This is a genomic window from Bradyrhizobium sp. SEMIA, assembly GCF_014844175.1.
GTDB lineage: Bacteria > Pseudomonadota > Alphaproteobacteria > Rhizobiales > Xanthobacteraceae > Bradyrhizobium > Bradyrhizobium arachidis.
In genome coordinates this window covers 813,939-831,538 of the sequence record NZ_CP046601.1, presented here as the reverse complement: position 1 = coordinate 831,538, position 17,600 = coordinate 813,939, and the positions used below count along the sequence as shown (strand labels likewise).

Genomic DNA, 17,600 nt, shown 5'->3' with positions numbered 1-17,600 from the left:
GCCTCAATTCGTCGCCGACACCAGCCTGTCGCCGCACGCATTGGCGTAGAACTTGCCGCCGCATTGACGCTTGATGACGGCGCAGCGGGCTTGGGGCGAGGCATTTTGCGGGACAGTAAAGCTGCAGCTGAGACCATCGGCGCTGCGGCCGGGCTTGCCGGCGGCGAACGCGGCGCTGGAGGCGGTGATGCAGACCACGAGCAGGGCCGCAGCGGCGATTTCGATCAGCAGTCGCATCATGGGCGTCTCTCTCCACACTGATGGCTGAATCCGACCGCAATCTAGCACGGAATCCAGGTTTCTCCGTGCATGCCCGGGTTCCCAAACCGGCCCATTCCTTGCATAATTTTACGCCAGCGCAGTGCATGCGCGCGCCGGCGATGGTTCCGGCGCAGCGGCAAGACGCGTAGGGTGAGTAGCAGTTTTTCGACCAGGAAGTGACGGCCTTGCAAGATCAATCGTTCCAGCCCAGTTTTCCCGCGCCCGGGCAGCCCATCGACGAACTCGCGCTGGCCGAGATCAAGGGCGCAATCCTGGCGAAGCTGCGCCTTGCCATCGGCAAGGACGCCGGCATGGCGACGAAGCACGACTGGTACCAGGCCGCGGCGCTGGCGCTGCGCGACCGCATCGTGCATCGCTGGCTCACCGCCGAGAAGCGCAGCTACGATGCCGGACGCAAGCGCGTCTATTATCTCTCGCTCGAATTCCTGATCGGCCGCCTCTTCACCGACGCGCTCAACAATATGGGCCTCTTGAAGATCTTCGAGGTCGCGCTCGGCGATCTCGGCGTGTCGCTGCCGGACTTGCGCAAGTGCGAGCCGGACGCGGCGCTCGGCAATGGCGGCCTCGGCCGTCTCGCCGCCTGCTTCATGGAGAGCATGGCGACGCTGTCGATCCCCGCGATCGGCTACGGCATCCGCTACGATTACGGCCTGTTCCGCCAGATCATCAATCAGGGCTGGCAGCAGGAATATCCCGACGAATGGCTGAGCTTCGGCAACCCCTGGGAATTGCAGCGGCCCGAGGTGATCTACGACGTCAATTTCGGCGGCGGCGTCGAGCATGTCGACGACAAGGGCCGCGACCGCGCGATCTGGCATCCGGCCGAGACCGTGCAGGCGATCGCCTATGACACGCCGATCGTCGGCTGGCGCGGTCAGCACGTCAATGCGCTGCGGCTGTGGTCGGCGCGCTCGCCCGATCCGCTCAAGCTCGATGCCTTCAACAAGGGCGATTACGTCAGCGCCAGCGCCGAGCAGGCGCGAGCGGAGGCGATCTGCAAATTCCTCTATCCCAACGACGAGAGCCCGGCGGGCCGCGAGCTGCGGCTGCGCCAGGAATATTTCTTCGTCTCGGCTTCGCTGCAGGATCTGGTGAAGCGGCATCTTGCGTCCGACGGCCAGCTGCGCAGCCTGTCGTCGAAGGTCGCGGTGCAGCTCAACGACACCCATCCGAGCCTTGCCGTCACCGAGCTGATGCGGATCCTCGTCGACCTGCACAATTTCCGCTGGGACGAAGCCTGGAAGATCACGGTCGCCACACTCTCCTACACCAACCACACGCTGCTGCCCGAGGCGCTTGAGACCTGGCCGGTCGAGCTGTTCGAGCGGCTGTTGCCGCGGCATCTCGAGATCATCTACCGCATCAACGTACAGCACCTCGCGCTCGCCGAAGCGCGCGCGCCCGGCGACATCGACTTCCGCGCCTCGGTCTCGCTGATCGACGAGAAGAGCGGCCGCCGCGTGCGCATGGGCCAGCTCGCCTTCGTCGGCTCGCACCGCATCAACGGCGTCTCGGCGATGCATTCCGACCTGATGCGCGAGACCGTGTTCCACGATCTCAACCATCTCTATCCCGGCCGCATCACCAACAAGACCAACGGCATCACCTTCCGCCGTTGGCTGATGCTGGCGAACCCCAAGCTCACCGACCTGTTGCGCGAGACCTGCGGCGAGGCCGTGCTCGACGATCCGACCCAGCTCTCGCTGATCGAGGCGCGCGCCAGCGACGTCGAATTCCAGAAGAAATTCCGCAGCGTCAAGCTGCACAACAAGGCCGCGCTGGGTCGCCTGATCGGCGAGCGGCTCGGCATCAAGGTCGACCCGAGCGCGCTGTTCGACGTGCAGATCAAGCGCATCCACGAATACAAGCGTCAGCTGCTCAACGTCATCGAGACGGTCGCGCTGTATCAGTCGATCAAGGACGATCCCAACGGCAATTGGGTGCCGCGGGTGAAGATCTTCGCCGGCAAGGCGGCGGCGAGCTACCGCTACGCCAAGCTGATCATCAAGCTGATCAACGACGTCGCCGAGGTCGTCAACAACGATCCCGCCATCGGCGGCAAGCTGAAGGTCGTCTTCCTGCCCGACTACAATGTCAGCCTCGCGGAAGTCATCATTCCAGCGGCCGACCTCTCCGAGCAGATCTCGACTGCCGGCATGGAAGCCTCCGGCACCGGCAACATGAAGCTGGCGCTGAACGGTGCCATCACCATCGGCACGCTCGACGGCGCCAATATCGAGATCCGCGACCAGGTCGGCAGCGAGAACATCGCGATCTTCGGCATGGAGGCCGGCGATGTGATGATCCGCCGCAAGCAGGGGCTGGATGCCTCCGACGTGATCCGCAGGTCGCCGAAGCTGCAGCGCGCCATCAACGCGATCGGCACCGGCGAGTTCTCGCCTGGCGATCCCGGCCGCTTCGAATCGATCGCACACGCGCTGCGCTATCTCGACCATTACATGGTCAGCGCCGATTTCGATTCCTATTACGAGACCCAGCGCGCGGTCGATGCGCGCTGGCTGGTCTCGCCGGCCTGGACGCGCGCCTCCATCCTCAACGTCGCGCGCATGGCGTGGTTCTCCTCGGACCGCACCATCCGCGAGTATGCGCAGGAGATCTGGAACGTGCCGGTCAATCCGATCACGCCGCCGTTCCAGGACGCAGAGGACCAGCGCGGCGCCACGGCCTGATTTTTCCGCGGCGTGAAATCGGCGTTACGCGACAGGTAATTGCACAGACAGGCGATGGCTGTGATATGACGACCGTCATTCCGAGGCGGCTCGCAGAGCCGAACCCGGAATCTCGAGACGGAAACGAACATGCACGCCAAGCTCCCGCACCCCTTCGACGACGCCACCCGCATCACGGCGGGTGACTCGAGTTGGCAGGGGCATACCAGCGACGATTACTGGGCCTTTGTCGGCCCGTTCGGCGGCGCCACGGCCGCGACCATCCTGCGCGCGCTGATCGAGCATCCGCAAGCCGCCGGCGATCCGCTGGCGCTGACCGTCAATTACTGCGCGCCGATCGCCAAGGGCCCGTTCGATCTCGACATCCGTCTGGTGAAAGCCAACCGCTCGAGCCAGCACTGGAGCGTCGAACTGTCGCAGGGCGGCGGCGAGGTCGCAACGCTCGCCACCGCCGTGTTCGCCGAGCGCCGGCCATCCTGGGAGCACAGGGTGGCGCAATATCCCGAGACAAAGCCGTTCGAGCAGACTCTGCCGTTCCCGAAGATCCAGGCGTCCTGGGCCAACCAGTATGAATTCCGCTTCGTCGAGGGCGAGATGCGCATCGGCCCGCCGCAGGCGGAATTCGCCAGCACCTATTCAAAGCTCTGGATCAGCGACCGCGAGCCGCGCAGGCTCGACATGCCCTCGCTGATGTCGATGTCGGACGCCTTCTTCGGCCGCATCTTCCACGCCCGGCGCGAGCTGGTGCCGTTCGGCACGGTGTCGCTGACGACCTATTTCCACACCGACAGCGAGGAGCTCGCCGCAGAGAACATCACGCGTGTGCTCGCGACGGTGGACTCGAAGATCATGCACAAGAGCTACGCCGACCAGAACGCCGAGCTGTGGTCGCCGAACGGCCGGCTGCTCGCGACCACGACGCAGATCGCGTATTTCAAGGCGTAGCTGCTCTTCCCCTCTCCCCGTTCTTACGGGGAGAGGGTTGGGGTGAGGGGCTGCTTCCGCGAATACAATAAAAGACGGACTCGCGGAAAGGCTGCTTCCGACGATACACGTAAAAGACGGACTCGACGGAAGCTCCCCTCACCGCCGCGCTACGCGCGTCGGCCTCTCCCGCGCGCGGGGAGAGGCGAAGGTCCGCAAAACAAAAAAGGGCGGCCTTGCGGCCGCCCTTTTGCATTGAAGACGGAGCGATTACTCCGCCGCGAGCTTCACGTCGGGCGCCGCGGCGCGCACTTCGGCGTCGACCTGGGCCTCGAACTTGGCAAAGTTCTTCTGGAACATGCCGACCAGCGCGCGGGCGGTCTTGTCGAACTCGTCCTTGTCCTTCCAGGTGTTCACCGGGTTGAGGATCTCGGCCGGCACGCCCGGCAGCGCAGTCGGGACCGCGAAGCCGAAATATTTGTCGGTGCGGAATTCGACGTTGCGCAAGGAGCCGTCGAGCGCGGCGGTGAGCAGCGCGCGGGTCACCTTGATCGGCATGCGCGAGCCGGTGCCGTACTTGCCGCCGGTCCACCCCGTGTTGACCAGCCAGCAATCGACATTGTGCTGGGCGATGAGGTCGCGCAGCATGTTGCCGTAAACGCTGGGGTCGAGCGGCAGGAAGGGCGAGCCGAAGCAGGTCGAGAATTCCGGCTGCGGCTCATTGCCGAGACCGCGCTCGGTGCCGGCGACCTTGGCGGTGTAGCCGGAGAGGAAGTGATACATCGCCTGCGCCGGCGACAGCTTTGCGATCGGCGGCATCACGCCGAAGGCGTCGGCGGCGAGCATCACGACGTTCTTCGGCTGCGGCGCACGGCCGGTGCGCGAGGCGTTCGGGATGAAGTCCAGCGGATACGCCGAGCGCGTGTTCTCGGTCTTGGAGCCGTCGTCGAAATCGACCACGCGGGTGTCTTCGTCGAGCACGCAATTCTCGAGCACTGCGCCGAAGCGGGTCGAGGCCGCGTAGATCTCGGGCTCGGCTTCCTGCGAGAGCTTGATGCACTTGGCGTAGCAGCCGCCTTCGAAATTGAAGACGCCGTTCGGGCCCCAGCCGTGCTCATCGTCGCCGATCAGCGTGCGGTTCGGATCGGCCGACAGCGTGGTCTTGCCGGTGCCGGACAGGCCGAAGAAGATCGCGGTGTCGCCGTTCGCGCCGACATTGGCCGAACAGTGCATCGGCATCACGCCGCGCTCGGGCAGATAGTAGTTCAGTGTGGTGAAGACCGACTTCTTCATCTCGCCGGCATAGTAAGACCCGCCGATCAGGACGATCTTGCGGGCGAAATCGATCGCGACGACGTTCTCCGACTTGCAGCCGTGCCGTTTGGGATCGGCGCGGAAGCTCGGCATGTCGATGATGGTGAGCTCCGGCGTGAAGCTCGACAGCTCGACCGCCTCGGGGCGGATCAAGAGCGTGCGGATGAACAGCGAGTGCCAGGCGAGCTCGGTGAAGACGCGCGTCTTGATCCGGTAGGCCGCATCGGCGCCGCCGTAGAGATCCTGCGCGAACAGGCTCTTGCCTTCGGCGTGCTTGAGGAAGTCCTGATAGAGCGTCTCGAACTGCTCTGCGGTGATCGACTGGTTGCCGGCCCACCACATCTTCTTGTCGGTGGTGGCGTCACGCACCGTGAACTTGTCCTTCGGGCTGCGGCCGGTGAACTCGCCGGTGTCGGCGCAGAGCGCACCGTCGGCGGAGAGCACCGCCTCGCCCGCGGAGAGCGAGTATTGATAGAGTTGCGGCGCACCGAGGTTCCAGTGAACCTGCTTGAGATTCTTTAAGCCGAATTTGTCGGCACCGAAGGCACCGTTGCGCACGCCCGTCTCTTGCACGAAAAAATCCTCCTAGAACCCGCGACACTCAGCGCGGCCAAGCTTTGGCACCATCGCGGTCACCGTTAATAATAGACCATCCGGCCTCGGCTGGGCGACCTAATACTGATGAACGCTGGCGTTGCCAAGCTGATCCCGCAGGATTTGGTTTATTCAAGGACCGCGCCAAACGTCGCGCATGTCAGCTCTGAGCAGGCGCATCATAAAATCGCAAATGATCGCGCAACCAAATACGCATTTCTGCGTTGTTTGAGGTTTTTGCGATGCACAACCCAAGCACGGACTTCAAGTCCGGCCTATCGTACCTCTCCTTCGCCGACGAGTGCGAACGGTCCCCACATCGCGGGGTAGGCATTGCGCGGTGACGAAGTGTCATCAACGTAGGTTAACATCGCGCGGCGCAAGGCTTCGGCACGCCCGATCTTTGGTTCGTTTTTGAGCAACTCGAAAGTCGACGTGGTCAGGCGGGTGGCAGCTTCCGAATCCACCGCCCAATGCGAGACCAGCAGCGCGCGGGCGCCGGCGTAGAAGAACGCGCGCGCCAGCCCCGACAGCGCCTCGGCGCCGGGCTTGTCGCCGGCGATCGTGTTGCACGCCGACAGCACCACCCAATCCGCATTGAGCTTGAGCTGGGCGACCTCGCTCGCGGTCAACAAGCCGTCGTCGAGCTCGGTGGGCTGATCGGGAATGGAGAGCGCGAGCGAGGGCTCACCAAGTCCCTTGATGTCGCCGGCAACGAGGCCGTGGGTGGCGAAGTAGATGATGCTGTATTGAGCAAGCGCTGCACGCTTCAGCGTCGTCTCGCTGGCGTCACGGCCGAGATGGATGTCGGCATCGGTGGCGCCGACATCCTTCGCCACCGCGTTCAGCTCGTCGGCGGTGTCGGGCAGCTGCGGCAGCGCTTTTGCAAGCTGCGCGCGATCGACGCCGGCACCGCGCCAGAAGTCGGTATAGGCGGTGGTCGCAATGTTGCGCGCGGCGACCTTGCCGCTTGCGGCGCGCCGATCGGCCGGGCCTTCCAGCGCCGGGTTGAAGACGGGATCGCCAAAGCCGGTCATCGGCTTGACTCCCTGATCCCGGCGCGCAAACGCACGCAGCGATTTCAGGCTGATCACCGACGGCAGCACCGACACCGCCTGACGCCGCAGCAGCCAGGCGGCGCTGCGATAGCCTTCGAGCGTGTCCGGGATCGCAGCCTGCGGCTTCTCCGTGACCAGCAAGTGAAACGGCAACGCGGTAAGCGCCGCCGACGGCACCACCAGCAGGTTGCGCTTGTCCTTCGTCAGCGCCTCGACCGGGCCGAGCAACGCGACATAGAGCTCGTTGGCAAGCGCAAGGTCGAACAGTCCCGATTTGCCCGAGCCATCGCGCGCCTTGCCGACGTCGAGCCCCTTGCGGAATGCGGTGACCTTTTGCGTCAGCGCGTCCGCACCGAGCGGAATCTCTTTCCAGTCGACGCCCTCACGCGTGATCGCGATGACATAGCTCTGCTTGTCGACAACGGAATAGAGCACCATCGCCTCGTCGGCAGACAGCAAGGGCTGGATGTCCTTCAACGTCAGCGGCAGCGGATTGGATAGCGAGGCATAGTCGGGAAACTCGACCGCGAGCGTGTTCTGCAAGCCCGCACGCTCCTTGGCGATCGCGGTGATCCGGGCGCGGCTGCGCTGCTCGGCGGCAAGATCCCGCTGGGCGGATTGCTTCGACACCGCGGCGATGATCGCCTTGTCGAGCGCCTCGGTCTCGGCCGCGAGGTCCTGGTCCTTGCGCACGAGTTCGGCGAGCCGGTCGCTGCCCGCGGCGAGCCGGACCGCAAGCTTGTTCACGGCGGAGGCGGCGGAGGATTGCGTGCCGCGCTGGATCGCGGCCAGCGCCTCATCGAGCGCCTTGTCGTCTGGCAGCAGGGATTGCTGGCGCGCCGCGAACAGGATCGGCAACACCACGCGCAGCTGCGCGCGGTTGGCCGCGAGCGTCTTTTCGGCGAGCGGCAGCGCATCGGCTGTTCGTCCCGACGCCTGAAGGAAGGCGGCGAGATTGCTGGTCGAGGTCGCGACATCGGGATTGTCAGGTCCGAGCGCACGCTCGCGGATCGCCAGCGCGCGGCGATAAAGCGGCTCGGCCTCGGCATAGCGCCGCTCGTGCTGATAGAGCCCCGCGAGATTGTTCAGCGAGCGGGCCACGTCCGGATGATCCGGTCCAAGCACCTTCTCGCGGATTGCGAGCGAGCGCTTGATCGGCGCTTCGGCCTCGGCATCGCGGTTGAGATCGCGATCGACCTGGCCGATGTTGTTCAGGACCGTGGCAACCGCGGGATGCTCGGGCCCGCCGACTTTCTGATAGATCGCGAGAGCGCGCTGGAATAGCGGCTCGGCCTCGGCATGCCGCTCCTGCTTCACATAAAGCGTGGCGAGATTGTTGAGGGCCCGGCCGACATCGGGATGCTCGCGCGACAGGCCTTTTTCGCTGACGGTAAGCGCGCGCTTGAACAGCGGCTCGGCTTCAGCGAAGCGGCCCTGGCGCTGATAAAGCGCGGCGAGATTGGTCAACTCCGCCGAAACCAGTGGCGTTTCGAGACCGAGCGCCTTTTCCATCAGCGCGATGGCGCGCTTGTAGAGCGGCTCGGCGAGGTCATCCCGCCCCTGGCCGGCATAGACCTGGCCGAGATTGTTGAGCGCGGCAGCGAGCTCGCGGCCGTTGTCACTCTCCAGGCGCGTGGCCATGCCTTGCGCGAGCGGCAGCGCTTCCGAATACTTCCCGGCACTGATGAGCGCGCTAATCCGCGCGCTTTCCGCGGCAAGGCCTTTCTGGGCAAGACTGGGAGTGGCAAGCGATATCGTGGTCGCGAGTGCCAAACCCGCAACCAGCGTCAAACGACGGCGTGTCATGAACCCTCTCGCGGCCGACTTCGAACCATTACGGTCTTGGGTCGCAGCGATGGGGGGCCGCGTTCAAACGGCTGCGCTTCAGTCCACCATTGTGCGCGCTTCGCCAGCGAGGCGGACCAGCATCTTGCGCAGGCCTGTGCCGTCGGTCACGCGCTCCGGAAAATCCAGCCGGAGCGCGGTCTGGCCATCCTGCATGTCGAGGCCTTCGGGATCGCAGCCGGTGCAGCGCCAGTCGCCGGCGGGGGCGCCGAGGAGCTTTGTTGCATAGAGGCCCATGGCGTCGCGATGGTCGGCGTTCATGTGCTCGACGGCCCCCTCCTCCGCCGCGAGCAGATCCTCGGCGCCAGTGAGGTCGGTGAGGAACTGTTCGGGCTTGAGGTCGACGATCCGGCCGAAGCCCGCAACCAGATGGGTTCCCGTCGGGCGAATCCGGAAGAAGGAGAAATCCTTAAATGAAACAAAAGCTTCCGCGGACGGATGGGCATTGAGATACCGTCGCTGGAGGAGATCCTTGTCCGCCCCGGCCCCTTCGGCCCGGCCCGACAGCATGATCCGGGCGCCTTCCAGGGGATCGCCGGCGGCGCGCTCGTCCAGCATCAGGGAGACCCTGTTGTCGGCCAGGATATTCCTGGTGTGCACGGCTAAACCGGAGATCAGCAGGATCGGCGAGCCGTCCGGATGGCTCGCCAGATTGACCAGGGAACAATAGGGATCGCCTGAGCCCGCCATCAACGTTGCGAGAGCGCCCTGCCGCGACCGCCGCAGCAGCGATTTGGCGAGCTTTTCGGGAGCGAAATCGGGGGTCGGTTGCATCGGCTTTCTCGGCTCAGGTGGTTGCAAGGTGGGTCTTTTTTCGGGTAAACGGGGGTCTGGTTATGGGTCGAGATGCGGCGAATCTGCCGTGTTTCGTGGAACTTGGTCACACTTCAGCCCAGCTTGCATTGCTCGGTGACAAGGTTCGTACGCCACTTTGGCACCCATGTATGCGGCGCATCACTGGATTGCTCGCCGTTTCAAGCCACGACCCAAACGGAAAGCAGAAAGCAGAGGCTCATGCCCACAATCGCTTTGGTCGACGACGACCGCAACATTCTCACATCCGTCTCGATCGCGCTGGAAGCCGAAGGCTACCGCATCATGACCTACACCGACGGTGCCTCCGCGCTTGACGGCTTCCGCACCACTCAGCCCGATCTTGCCATCCTCGACATCAAGATGCCGCGCATGGACGGCATGGAGACGCTGCGGCGCCTGCGCCAGAAGTCCGACCTGCCGGTGATCTTCCTGACGTCCAAGGACGAGGAGATCGACGAGCTGTTCGGCCTCAAGATGGGCGCCGACGATTTCATCCGCAAACCGTTCTCCCAGCGCCTCCTGGTCGAGCGCGTCAAGGCGGTGCTGCGCCGCTCGGCGCCGAAGGACCCGACCGTCGCGCCGAAGGAGAACGACGCCAAGGCGCTCGATCGCGGCCTTTTGCGCATGGACCCCGAACGGCACACCTGCACCTGGAAGAACGAGCCGGTGACGCTGACCGTCACCGAATTCCTGATCCTCCAGGCGCTCGCGACCCGGCCCGGCGTGGTGAAGAGCCGCAACGCGCTGATGGATGCCGCCTATGACGACCAGGTCTATGTCGACGACCGCACCATCGACAGCCACATCAAGCGGCTACGCAAGAAGTTCAAGGTGGTCGACAACGAGTTCGAGATGATCGAGACGCTGTACGGCGTCGGCTATCGTTTCAAGGAAGCCTGAAGCTCAGCGCGCCTTCGCGAAAGATTGAGAGCATCGCCGGTTCTCGTTTCATCGGGACCGGGATCGCTCCAAGGCGCGACCGGGACGACGCTTTGGATTGCTGTTTGAGGATGATCCTTTCGGAAAACCGCTGCACACTTTTCCGGATCATGTTCTAGGATGCGAGGACCCTTCGCACGAGATGCCTAACGCGGGCGTAAGCATTGCTTGACCGAACGCAGCCTGACGAGAACCAGAACGCCGGGGATATCGGATCCGACGGCGTTCCGGAGCACGTTGCCGACGACAAGCCGGCCGCGCAGGGCTGGCGGCCGCTGAACTGGCTGAAGCGCGCCGGGCAGTTCTTCTTCGCGCTGTCCTTCTCGAGCCTGACCCGCCGGATCGTCTCGCTCAACCTCGCCGGCCTGGTCGCGCTGGTGGCGAGCATCCTGTACCTGTCGCAGTTCCGTGCCGGCCTGATCGACGCGCGCGCGCAGAGCCTGCTGGTGCAGGGCGAGATCATCGCCGGCGCGATCGCAGCCTCCGCGACCGTGCAGACCAACGCCATCACCATCGATCCCGACCGCCTGCTCGACCTCAAGACCGGCGACAGCTATGGCGGGACCGACGATTCGCTCGATTTCCCGATCAACCCGGAGCGCGTGGCGCCGGTGTTGCGCACGCTGATCTCGCCGACCAAGACCCGCGCGCGGATCTTCGATCCTTACGGGACCTTGCTGCTCGACAGCCGTGACCTCGACAACGTGCTGAGCTTCCCGCTGCCGCCGCCGTCGCAGAAGCCCGGCCTCGTCGAGCGCGGCATGGTCGCGATCCGCACCTGGCTGAACCGCGGCGACCTGCCGCTGTATCGCGAGCTCGGGCGCGAGAACGGCAATGGCTATGCGGAAGTGAGCGACGCGTTGCAGGGACAGAAGCGCTCGATGGTGCGGGTCAATTCGCGCGGCGAGGTGATCGTCTCGGTCGCCGTGCCCGTGCTGCGCTCGCGCGCCATCCACGGTGCGCTGATGCTCTCGACCCAGGGCGACGAAATCGACCAGATGGTGACCGCGGAGCGCCTTGCCATCCTGAAGGTCGGCGGCGTCGCCGCCGCCGTCATGATCATGCTGTCGCTGCTGCTGGCGAGCACGATCGCCGGGCCCGTACGCCGGCTCGCCGACAGCGCCGAGCGCGTCCGCCGGCGCATCAAGGCCCGCATCGAGATTCCCGACTTCACCCGCCGCCGCGACGAGATCGGCCATCTCTCCGGCGCGCTGCGCGACATGACCAGCGCGCTGTACAGCCGCATGGAGGCGATCGAGATGTTCGCCGCCGACGTCGCCCACGAATTGAAGAACCCGCTGACCTCGCTGCGCTCCGCGGTCGAGACGCTGCCGCTGGCGCGCAACGAGAACAGCCGCGCCCGCCTGCTGGAGGTGATCGAGCACGACGTCAAGCGGCTCGACCGCTTGATCTCCGACATCTCCGACGCCAGCCGTCTCGATGCCGAGCTCCAGCGTCAGGATGCGATCCCGGTCGATCTGCGCCGTCTGCTGACGACGCTCGTCTCCGTCGCAAACGAGACCAAGCTCGGCCACGGCGTCGCGGTCGAGACACGGTTCGAGGGCCGCGGTCCGACCGACACCTTTGCCGTGACCGGCCATGATTCGCGGCTTGGACAGGTGGTCTCCAACCTGCTCTCCAACGCGCAGTCGTTCTCGGAAGCCGGCAATAAGGTGCGCCTCACCTGCCGCCGCGTGCGCGGAGAGATCGAGATCGTGGTCGACGATGACGGCCCCGGCATCCGCGACGATGCGCTGGAGCGCATCTTCGAGCGCTTCTACACCGACCGGCCGCATCAGGGCTTTGGCCAGAACTCCGGCCTCGGCCTGTCGATCTCCAAGCAGATCGTCGATGCCCATGGCGGACGGATCTGGGCCGAGAACCGCGCAGGCCCGGTGGACGAGGACGGCGCACCGACCGTTGCCGGCGCGCGCTTCGTGGTGAGACTGCCGGCGCTATGAGCCAAGGCAGCTTGAACGAAGGCGGACCCAGCATTCACGCCTCCGCAGTCAAGGTCGGCAATCTGGCGGTGCTGATCCGCGGTCCGTCGGGCTCCGGCAAATCGCGCCTCGCCTTCGATCTGATCATGGCGGGGCGATCAGGCATGGTCGAACCGGCCGTCCTGGTCGGTGACGACCGTGTCCATCTGGCGACACTCGGCAAGGAAATTGAGGTCCGTCACGCACCGACACTCGCCGGCCTGATCGAGATCAGGGGCCTCGGAATCCGTCGCTGCGACTTCGTGGAGCGTGCGACCGTCGGTCTCGTGGTCGATCTGGACGCTCAGGACGCCGAACGGCTGCCTCGGGCAGAATCCCTGAAAACCAGCATTTTGGGTGTCGAAATACCGCGAATCCCCGTCGGCCGCGACTATTCGCCCCTCCCTTTGGTTGTCGCGGCCTTGACCACTACCAAGAGTTAACCTTCTGCTAAGCCCTGAGGCGATTGTTTGAAGGGAAATGGTAACCATATGAACCCCACTATCGCGGCCGAGTAGACCGGCGCAGCTCCCCTCATCCATCCGTCTAGATTCAGGGAGATACGCAACATCCCCTCTTGCGCGGGGGCTCTGGATGGTCAAAGTGGCGCGTTCGTGCGGTGCACCAAAAGCGCCCGCGAGGAGTTTTCCGATGATTGGTCTAGTACTTGTGACCCACGGGCGCCTTGCCGACGAATTCAAGGCAGCGCTTGAGCATGTCATGGGCCCACAAAAGCAAATCGAAGCGATCACGATCGGCGCCGAAGATGATTCCGATCTCTGCCGAAGCGACATCATCGAAGCGGTTAACCGCGTCGATTCCGGCGACGGCGTTGCGATCCTCACCGACATGTTCGGCGGCACGCCGTCCAACCTTGCGATTTCCTGCATGAGCCGGCCCAAGGTCGAAGTGCTCGCGGGAATCAACCTTCCCATGCTGGTGAAGCTCGCCAAGGTGCGCGAGGAGCGTTCGCTGCCCGACGCAATCGCAATGGCCCAGGAAGCGGGCCGCAAATACGTCACCATCGCCAGCCGCGTGCTCGCCGGCAAATGAGCGAAGAGGCGCCGCAAGCGGGGACGGGCGTGCCCGCGGGCGCGATTTCCAAAGAGCTTCTGATCATCAACAAGCGCGGCCTGCATGCGCGGGCTTCGGCGAAGTTCGTCCAGGCGGTCGAGCGCTTCGATGCGCAAGTGTGGGTGACGCGCGGCGGCGAGACCGTCGGCGGCACCTCGATCATGGGCCTGATGATGCTCGCTGCAGGCCCGGGTACGACGATCACGGTCGCGGCGGCCGGAGCGGAAGCGGAAGCTGCGCTTGCCGCGATCACCGAGCTCGTTGAGAGCAAGTTCAACGAGGAAGGGGTTTAGGCCCTCCACGCGCTCAGTGCCGTAGGGTGGGCAAAGCGAAGCTGCCCACCACGTCTCATGATTGTCGAAAGGTCGTGGGCACGGCGCTTCGCGCCTTTTCCCACCCTACGGCACTACGGCACCTTCGGTCACTTCGCCGGCGGGGCGATGTAGACGTTCCAGCTCATCGACGGGCCGGCCTTGCCGTGGGTGAAGCGGCGCGTCGTCATCACGATGCGCTCCGCATTCGGCGCGACCTCCGCCACCCATTTCTCGAACGCGGGCAGGCGGCCGTCGGTCGGGTCGAACACGCCGATGAAGCCGTACTTCTTCGCGTCCTCGCGCGAGGTCAGCCCGGAATCCCAGGCCTCCAGCGGCATCAACGCCGCCGGGTGATCCGCGCTGTAGAACACCAGCGGCTGGATCTGTTCCATGGTGCCGGCAACGACGGCCCAGCGCGAGCCGAAGCGGGTGTGCCAGGCCTGCGTCAATTCGCGCGCGAGATCCGAGCGCGCGCCATAGATCGCGGCGTTGCCGGCATTGGCCGCCATCTCGCGCGCGGCGATCCAGGGCGAAGCCGCCAGCGTCGCGACGCTCAGCACGAGCCAGATCGCGGCGATGTTGAACAGCACCGCGCTCTGCACCCGCAGCGCCGGGATCGCGACCAGCGCCACCGGCACCAGGAAGAACAGCGAGATGCCCCAGTCCGTCTTCATGTAGATGCTGAAGGCGAGCGCGCCGAGCGGCGGGCCGACCGCGACGATGATCTGGACGATCCAGACATTCAGCGCCTGCGCAACATTGACGCCGGGATTTTCGCCGCGCGCCCAGGCCCGCGTGACGATGCGCAAGGGCGCACGCACGAGCAGCCTGAGCCACGGCGGCACCAGCGCCATCGCGAGCGCAGCGAGCGCCACCGGCAGCGCCAGCAGCGCGAAATTATGCAGGGCATAGCCGGCCACGAGCTGATGCACGAGGCCAGCATCCTCGAGGCTGTAGGTGTCGCCGGCATAGGTCAGCGGCACGAAATGCGCCTCCGCCAGCCAGACGATGTGCGGGATCATCGCCACCACCATCGTCGCGATCGCCACCCACGGCGTCGGCGACAACAGGAACCTCATGCGATCCGGATGGATCAGCGCGGCAAGGCCGATGGCGCCGATCATGGTCAGCACCCAGTATTTGGTCATCAGCGCCAGCGCGCCGGCAAGGCCGAGCCAGACGCCGGATTGCCACGTCCGCTTCTCGAAGGCGTTGAGATAGGCCAGCACCAGCAGCGGCAGCGTGACGAGCTGGAGCAAATCCGCGTTGTACTTGAAACCCTTGAAATTGAAGATCGGGTAGAGCGCGACCATCACCACGACCAGGAACGCGCGCCGCGCATCCACCACGCGCAAGGCAACCAGCCAGCAGATCACCATGCCGACGCCGACGGTCGCCATCGCCAGCGCATAGGTCGCCCAATCCGCCGCCGGGAACACCTTGAACCAGAGCCCGGCGACCCAGCCCGACAGCGGCGGGTGCTTGCCGTAGCCCCAGAGGAATTTCTGGCCCCAGCCATAGGCTTCTGCGACGTCCATATGAACGTCCTGCGCTGCCTTGAGATTGATCAGGATGAAGGTCCACAGCACCGCGTGCAGGATCGCGAGCTGGATCACCAGCCACAGCCGCGCCTCGGGGCGGATCGCGCAGGCGACCAGCCAGGACCGGAAGCGGTTGTAACTCAAGCGGGTCTTCGCCCGCGCTCTGGCCGTGGGAAGAGAGGTGGTCGACATGGCCCGCTTGCTAGCGCGTTTTGGCCCCGCTTGGAATCAGCTTGGCGTGAACAAAGACCCTGAAAATACAGCAATATGGTTGCCGCACGGGGATGTGAGTGGTATCCCGCGCCCATGACGACCGTCCCCATTTCCAACATCCGCAATTTCTCCATCGTCGCCCATATCGACCATGGCAAATCGACGCTGGCCGACCGCCTGATCCAGATGACCGGCGGCCTCTCCGACCGCGAAATGGCGGGCAAGGAGCAGGTGCTCGATTCCATGGACATCGAGCGCGAGCGCGGCATCACCATCAAGGCGCAGACGGTGCGCCTGTCGTACCGCGCCAAGGACGGCAAGGATTACATCTTCAACCTGATGGACACGCCCGGCCATGTCGACTTCGCCTACGAAGTCTCGCGGTCGCTGGCGGCCTGCGAGGGTTCCCTCTTGGTGGTCGACGCCAGCCAGGGCGTCGAGGCGCAGACGCTCGCCAACGTCTACCAGGCGCTCGACAACAATCACGAGATCGTCCCGGTCCTGAACAAGGTCGACCTGCCCGCGGCCGAGCCGGAGAAGATCAAGCAGCAGATCGAGGACGTCATCGGCATCGACGCCTCGGATGCGGTGATGATCTCGGCCAAGACCGGCCTCGGCGTTCCCGACGTGCTGGAAGCCATCGTCACCCGCCTGCCGCCGCCGAAGGGCGACCGCGATGCAACCTTGAAGGCGCTGCTGGTCGACAGCTGGTACGACGTCTATCTCGGCGTCGTCGTGCTGATCCGCGTCGTGGACGGCGTCATGAAGAAGGGTAGCCGCGTGCGCATGATGGGCACGGGCGCGGCCTACGACGTCGAGCGCGTCGGCTTCTTCACGCCGAAGATGCAGCAGGTCGAGGAGCTCGGCCCCGGCGAGATCGGCTTCATCACCGCCGCGATCAAGGAAGTCGCCGACACCCGCGTCGGCGACACCATCACCGACGACAGGAAGCCGGTCGCCGACATGCTGCCCGGCTTCAAGCCGGCGATCCCCGTGGTGTTCTGCGGCCTGTTCCCGGTCGACGCCGACGACTTCGAGACGCTGCGCGCCGCGATGGGCAAGCTGCGCCTCAACGACGCCAGCTTCTCCTTCGAGATGGAGACCTCGGCCGCGCTCGGCTTCGGCTTCCGCTGCGGCTTCCTTGGCCTCTTGCACCTCGAGATCATCCAGGAGCGGCTGTCGCGCGAGTTCGATCTCAATTTGATCGCGACCGCGCCGAGCGTCATCTACAAGATGAAGCTCACCGACGGGACCGAGCTCGAGATCCACAATCCCGTCGACATGCCCGACGTGGTCAAGATCGCCGAGATCGACGAGCCCTGGATCGAGGCGACGATCCTCACGCCCGACGAATATCTCGGCAGCGTCCTGAAGCTGTGCCAGGACCGCCGCGGCTCGCAGAAGGAGCTCACTTACGTCGGCTCCCGCGCCATGGTGAAATACGACCTGCCGCTCAACGAGGTCGTGTTCGACTTCTACGACCGCCTCAAATCGGTCTCCAAGGGCTACGCCTCGTTCGACTATCATCTCACCGACTACAAGCCGGCCGACCTCGTCAAGATGCAGATCCTCGTCAACGCCGAGCCGGTCGATGCGCTCTCGATGCTGGTGCATCGCACCCGCGCGGAAGGGCGCGGCCGCGCCATGGTCGAGAAGATGAAGGAGCTGATCCCGCCGCACATGTTCCAGATCCCGATCCAGGCGGCGATCGGCGGCAAGGTGATCGCGCGCGAGACGGTGCGCGCGCTGCGCAAGGACGTCACCGCAAAGTGCTACGGCGGCGACATCACGCGTAAACGAAAACTTCTGGAGAAGCAGAAGGAAGGCAAGAAGAAGATGCGGCAGTTCGGCAAGGTCGACATCCCGCAGGAAGCCTTCATTGCCGCGCTGAAGGTGGACAGCTGAGACCGTCGTAGATCAGTTCGCCGACCTCGTGCCCGGGCCTGTCCCGGGCATTTTCGTTGTTGGAGCCGCGGAGAAGCCGACCGGACGACAAAAATGTCGAAAACAACCCCAT

General features: G+C 64.8%; 12 protein-coding genes and 1 pseudogene. 8 read left to right on the top strand and 5 right to left on the bottom strand.

The genetic code is table 11. The annotated features are described in order from the left end of the window. Positions 1-3: 3 nt before the first annotated feature. A complete protein-coding gene (locus FOM02_RS03960; protein WP_027561936.1) occupies positions 4-237 on the bottom strand; it encodes a hypothetical protein in 234 nt (77 codons plus the stop codon). A gap of 209 nt (positions 238-446) precedes the next feature. Here FOM02_RS03960 and FOM02_RS03955 point away from each other — a divergent pair, with 209 nt between their 5' ends. Both FOM02_RS03955 and FOM02_RS03950 read left to right on the top strand, forming a co-directional pair. Beyond that, entirely contained in the window at positions 447-2,972 is a 2,526-nt protein-coding gene (locus FOM02_RS03955; protein WP_051378298.1) for a glycogen/starch/alpha-glucan phosphorylase, read from the top strand. A gap of 129 nt (positions 2,973-3,101) precedes the next feature. After that, on the top strand, positions 3,102-3,917 hold the full coding sequence (locus FOM02_RS03950; protein ID WP_027561935.1) for an acyl-CoA thioesterase: 816 nt from the start codon (positions 3,102-3,104) through the stop codon (positions 3,915-3,917). Between the two features lie 249 nt (positions 3,918-4,166). Here the strand turns inward: FOM02_RS03950 and FOM02_RS03945 are convergent, their stop codons facing one another. The 3 genes from FOM02_RS03945 to FOM02_RS03935 all read right to left on the bottom strand — a co-directional run bounded on the left by FOM02_RS03945 (position 4,167) and on the right by FOM02_RS03935 (position 9,481). Next, positions 4,167-5,783: a phosphoenolpyruvate carboxykinase gene (locus FOM02_RS03945; RefSeq protein ID WP_027561934.1), complete on the bottom strand. Its 1,617-nt coding sequence runs from the start codon at positions 5,781-5,783 to the stop codon at positions 4,167-4,169. Positions 5,784-6,079: 296 nt separating this feature from the next. Beyond that, entirely contained in the window at positions 6,080-8,668 is a 2,589-nt protein-coding gene (locus FOM02_RS03940) for a CHAT domain-containing tetratricopeptide repeat protein (RefSeq protein WP_027561933.1), read from the bottom strand. A gap of 78 nt (positions 8,669-8,746) precedes the next feature. Then, on the bottom strand, positions 8,747-9,481 hold the full coding sequence (locus FOM02_RS03935; RefSeq protein ID WP_027561932.1) for a HugZ family protein: 735 nt from the start codon (positions 9,479-9,481) through the stop codon (positions 8,747-8,749). A gap of 240 nt (positions 9,482-9,721) precedes the next feature. On the opposite strand from FOM02_RS03935, the gene FOM02_RS03930 reads away from it, so the two are divergent. From FOM02_RS03930 to FOM02_RS03910, 5 genes and pseudogenes are all read left to right on the top strand, one after another. After that, positions 9,722-10,423 carry a response regulator transcription factor gene (locus FOM02_RS03930; protein WP_008542552.1) on the top strand — a complete coding sequence of 234 codons (702 nt, stop codon included), beginning with the start codon at positions 9,722-9,724 and terminating at the stop codon, positions 10,421-10,423. 203 nt (positions 10,424-10,626) lie between these two features. Further along, the gene (locus FOM02_RS03925; protein ID WP_322596951.1) at positions 10,627-12,423 is read left to right on the top strand and encodes a sensor histidine kinase; all 1,797 of its coding nucleotides are present in this window, start codon (positions 10,627-10,629) and stop codon (positions 12,421-12,423) included. 11 nt (positions 12,424-12,434) lie between these two features. Next, positions 12,435-12,902, top strand: a pseudogene (locus tag FOM02_RS03920) (HPr kinase/phosphorylase). A 190-nt stretch (positions 12,903-13,092) separates the two neighbouring features. Beyond that, positions 13,093-13,494, top strand: a complete 402-nt coding sequence (locus tag FOM02_RS03915) for a PTS sugar transporter subunit IIA (RefSeq protein WP_024339151.1) — start codon at positions 13,093-13,095, stop codon at positions 13,492-13,494. After that, positions 13,491-13,808 carry an HPr family phosphocarrier protein gene (locus FOM02_RS03910; protein ID WP_027561929.1) on the top strand — a complete coding sequence of 106 codons (318 nt, stop codon included), beginning with the start codon at positions 13,491-13,493 and terminating at the stop codon, positions 13,806-13,808. Before FOM02_RS03915 ends, FOM02_RS03910 begins: the two co-directional genes overlap by 4 nt. Before the next feature lie 128 nt (positions 13,809-13,936). On the opposite strand, the gene FOM02_RS03905 is transcribed toward FOM02_RS03910, so the two are convergent. Beyond that, positions 13,937-15,562, bottom strand: coding sequence for a glycosyltransferase family 39 protein (locus FOM02_RS03905; protein WP_027561928.1), 1,626 nt, complete (start codon positions 15,560-15,562; stop codon positions 13,937-13,939). 114 nt (positions 15,563-15,676) lie between these two features. Here FOM02_RS03905 and lepA point away from each other — a divergent pair, with 114 nt between their 5' ends. Then, the gene (lepA, locus tag FOM02_RS03900) at positions 15,677-17,488 is read left to right on the top strand and encodes a translation elongation factor 4 (RefSeq protein WP_027561927.1); all 1,812 of its coding nucleotides are present in this window, start codon (positions 15,677-15,679) and stop codon (positions 17,486-17,488) included. Positions 17,489-17,600: the final 112 nt, after the last annotated feature.

Excerpts from the sequence above, each read along its gene's own strand:
- FOM02_RS03960 (WP_027561936.1), bottom strand. The coding sequence starts at position 237 with ATGCGACTGCTGATCGAAATCGCCGCTGCGGCCCTGCTCGTGGTCTGC.
- FOM02_RS03950 (WP_027561935.1), top strand. The coding sequence starts at position 3,102 with ATGCACGCCAAGCTCCCGCACCCCTTCGACGACGCCACCCGCATCACG.
- FOM02_RS03940 (WP_027561933.1), bottom strand. The coding sequence starts at position 8,668 with ATGACACGCCGTCGTTTGACGCTGGTTGCGGGTTTGGCACTCGCGACC.
- FOM02_RS03935 (WP_027561932.1), bottom strand. The coding sequence starts at position 9,481 with ATGCAACCGACCCCCGATTTCGCTCCCGAAAAGCTCGCCAAATCGCTG.
- FOM02_RS03930 (WP_008542552.1), top strand. The coding sequence starts at position 9,722 with ATGCCCACAATCGCTTTGGTCGACGACGACCGCAACATTCTCACATCC.
- FOM02_RS03915 (WP_024339151.1), top strand. The coding sequence starts at position 13,093 with ATGATTGGTCTAGTACTTGTGACCCACGGGCGCCTTGCCGACGAATTC.
- FOM02_RS03910 (WP_027561929.1), top strand. The coding sequence starts at position 13,491 with ATGAGCGAAGAGGCGCCGCAAGCGGGGACGGGCGTGCCCGCGGGCGCG.
- FOM02_RS03905 (WP_027561928.1), bottom strand. The coding sequence starts at position 15,562 with ATGTCGACCACCTCTCTTCCCACGGCCAGAGCGCGGGCGAAGACCCGC.
- lepA (WP_027561927.1), top strand. The coding sequence starts at position 15,677 with ATGACGACCGTCCCCATTTCCAACATCCGCAATTTCTCCATCGTCGCC.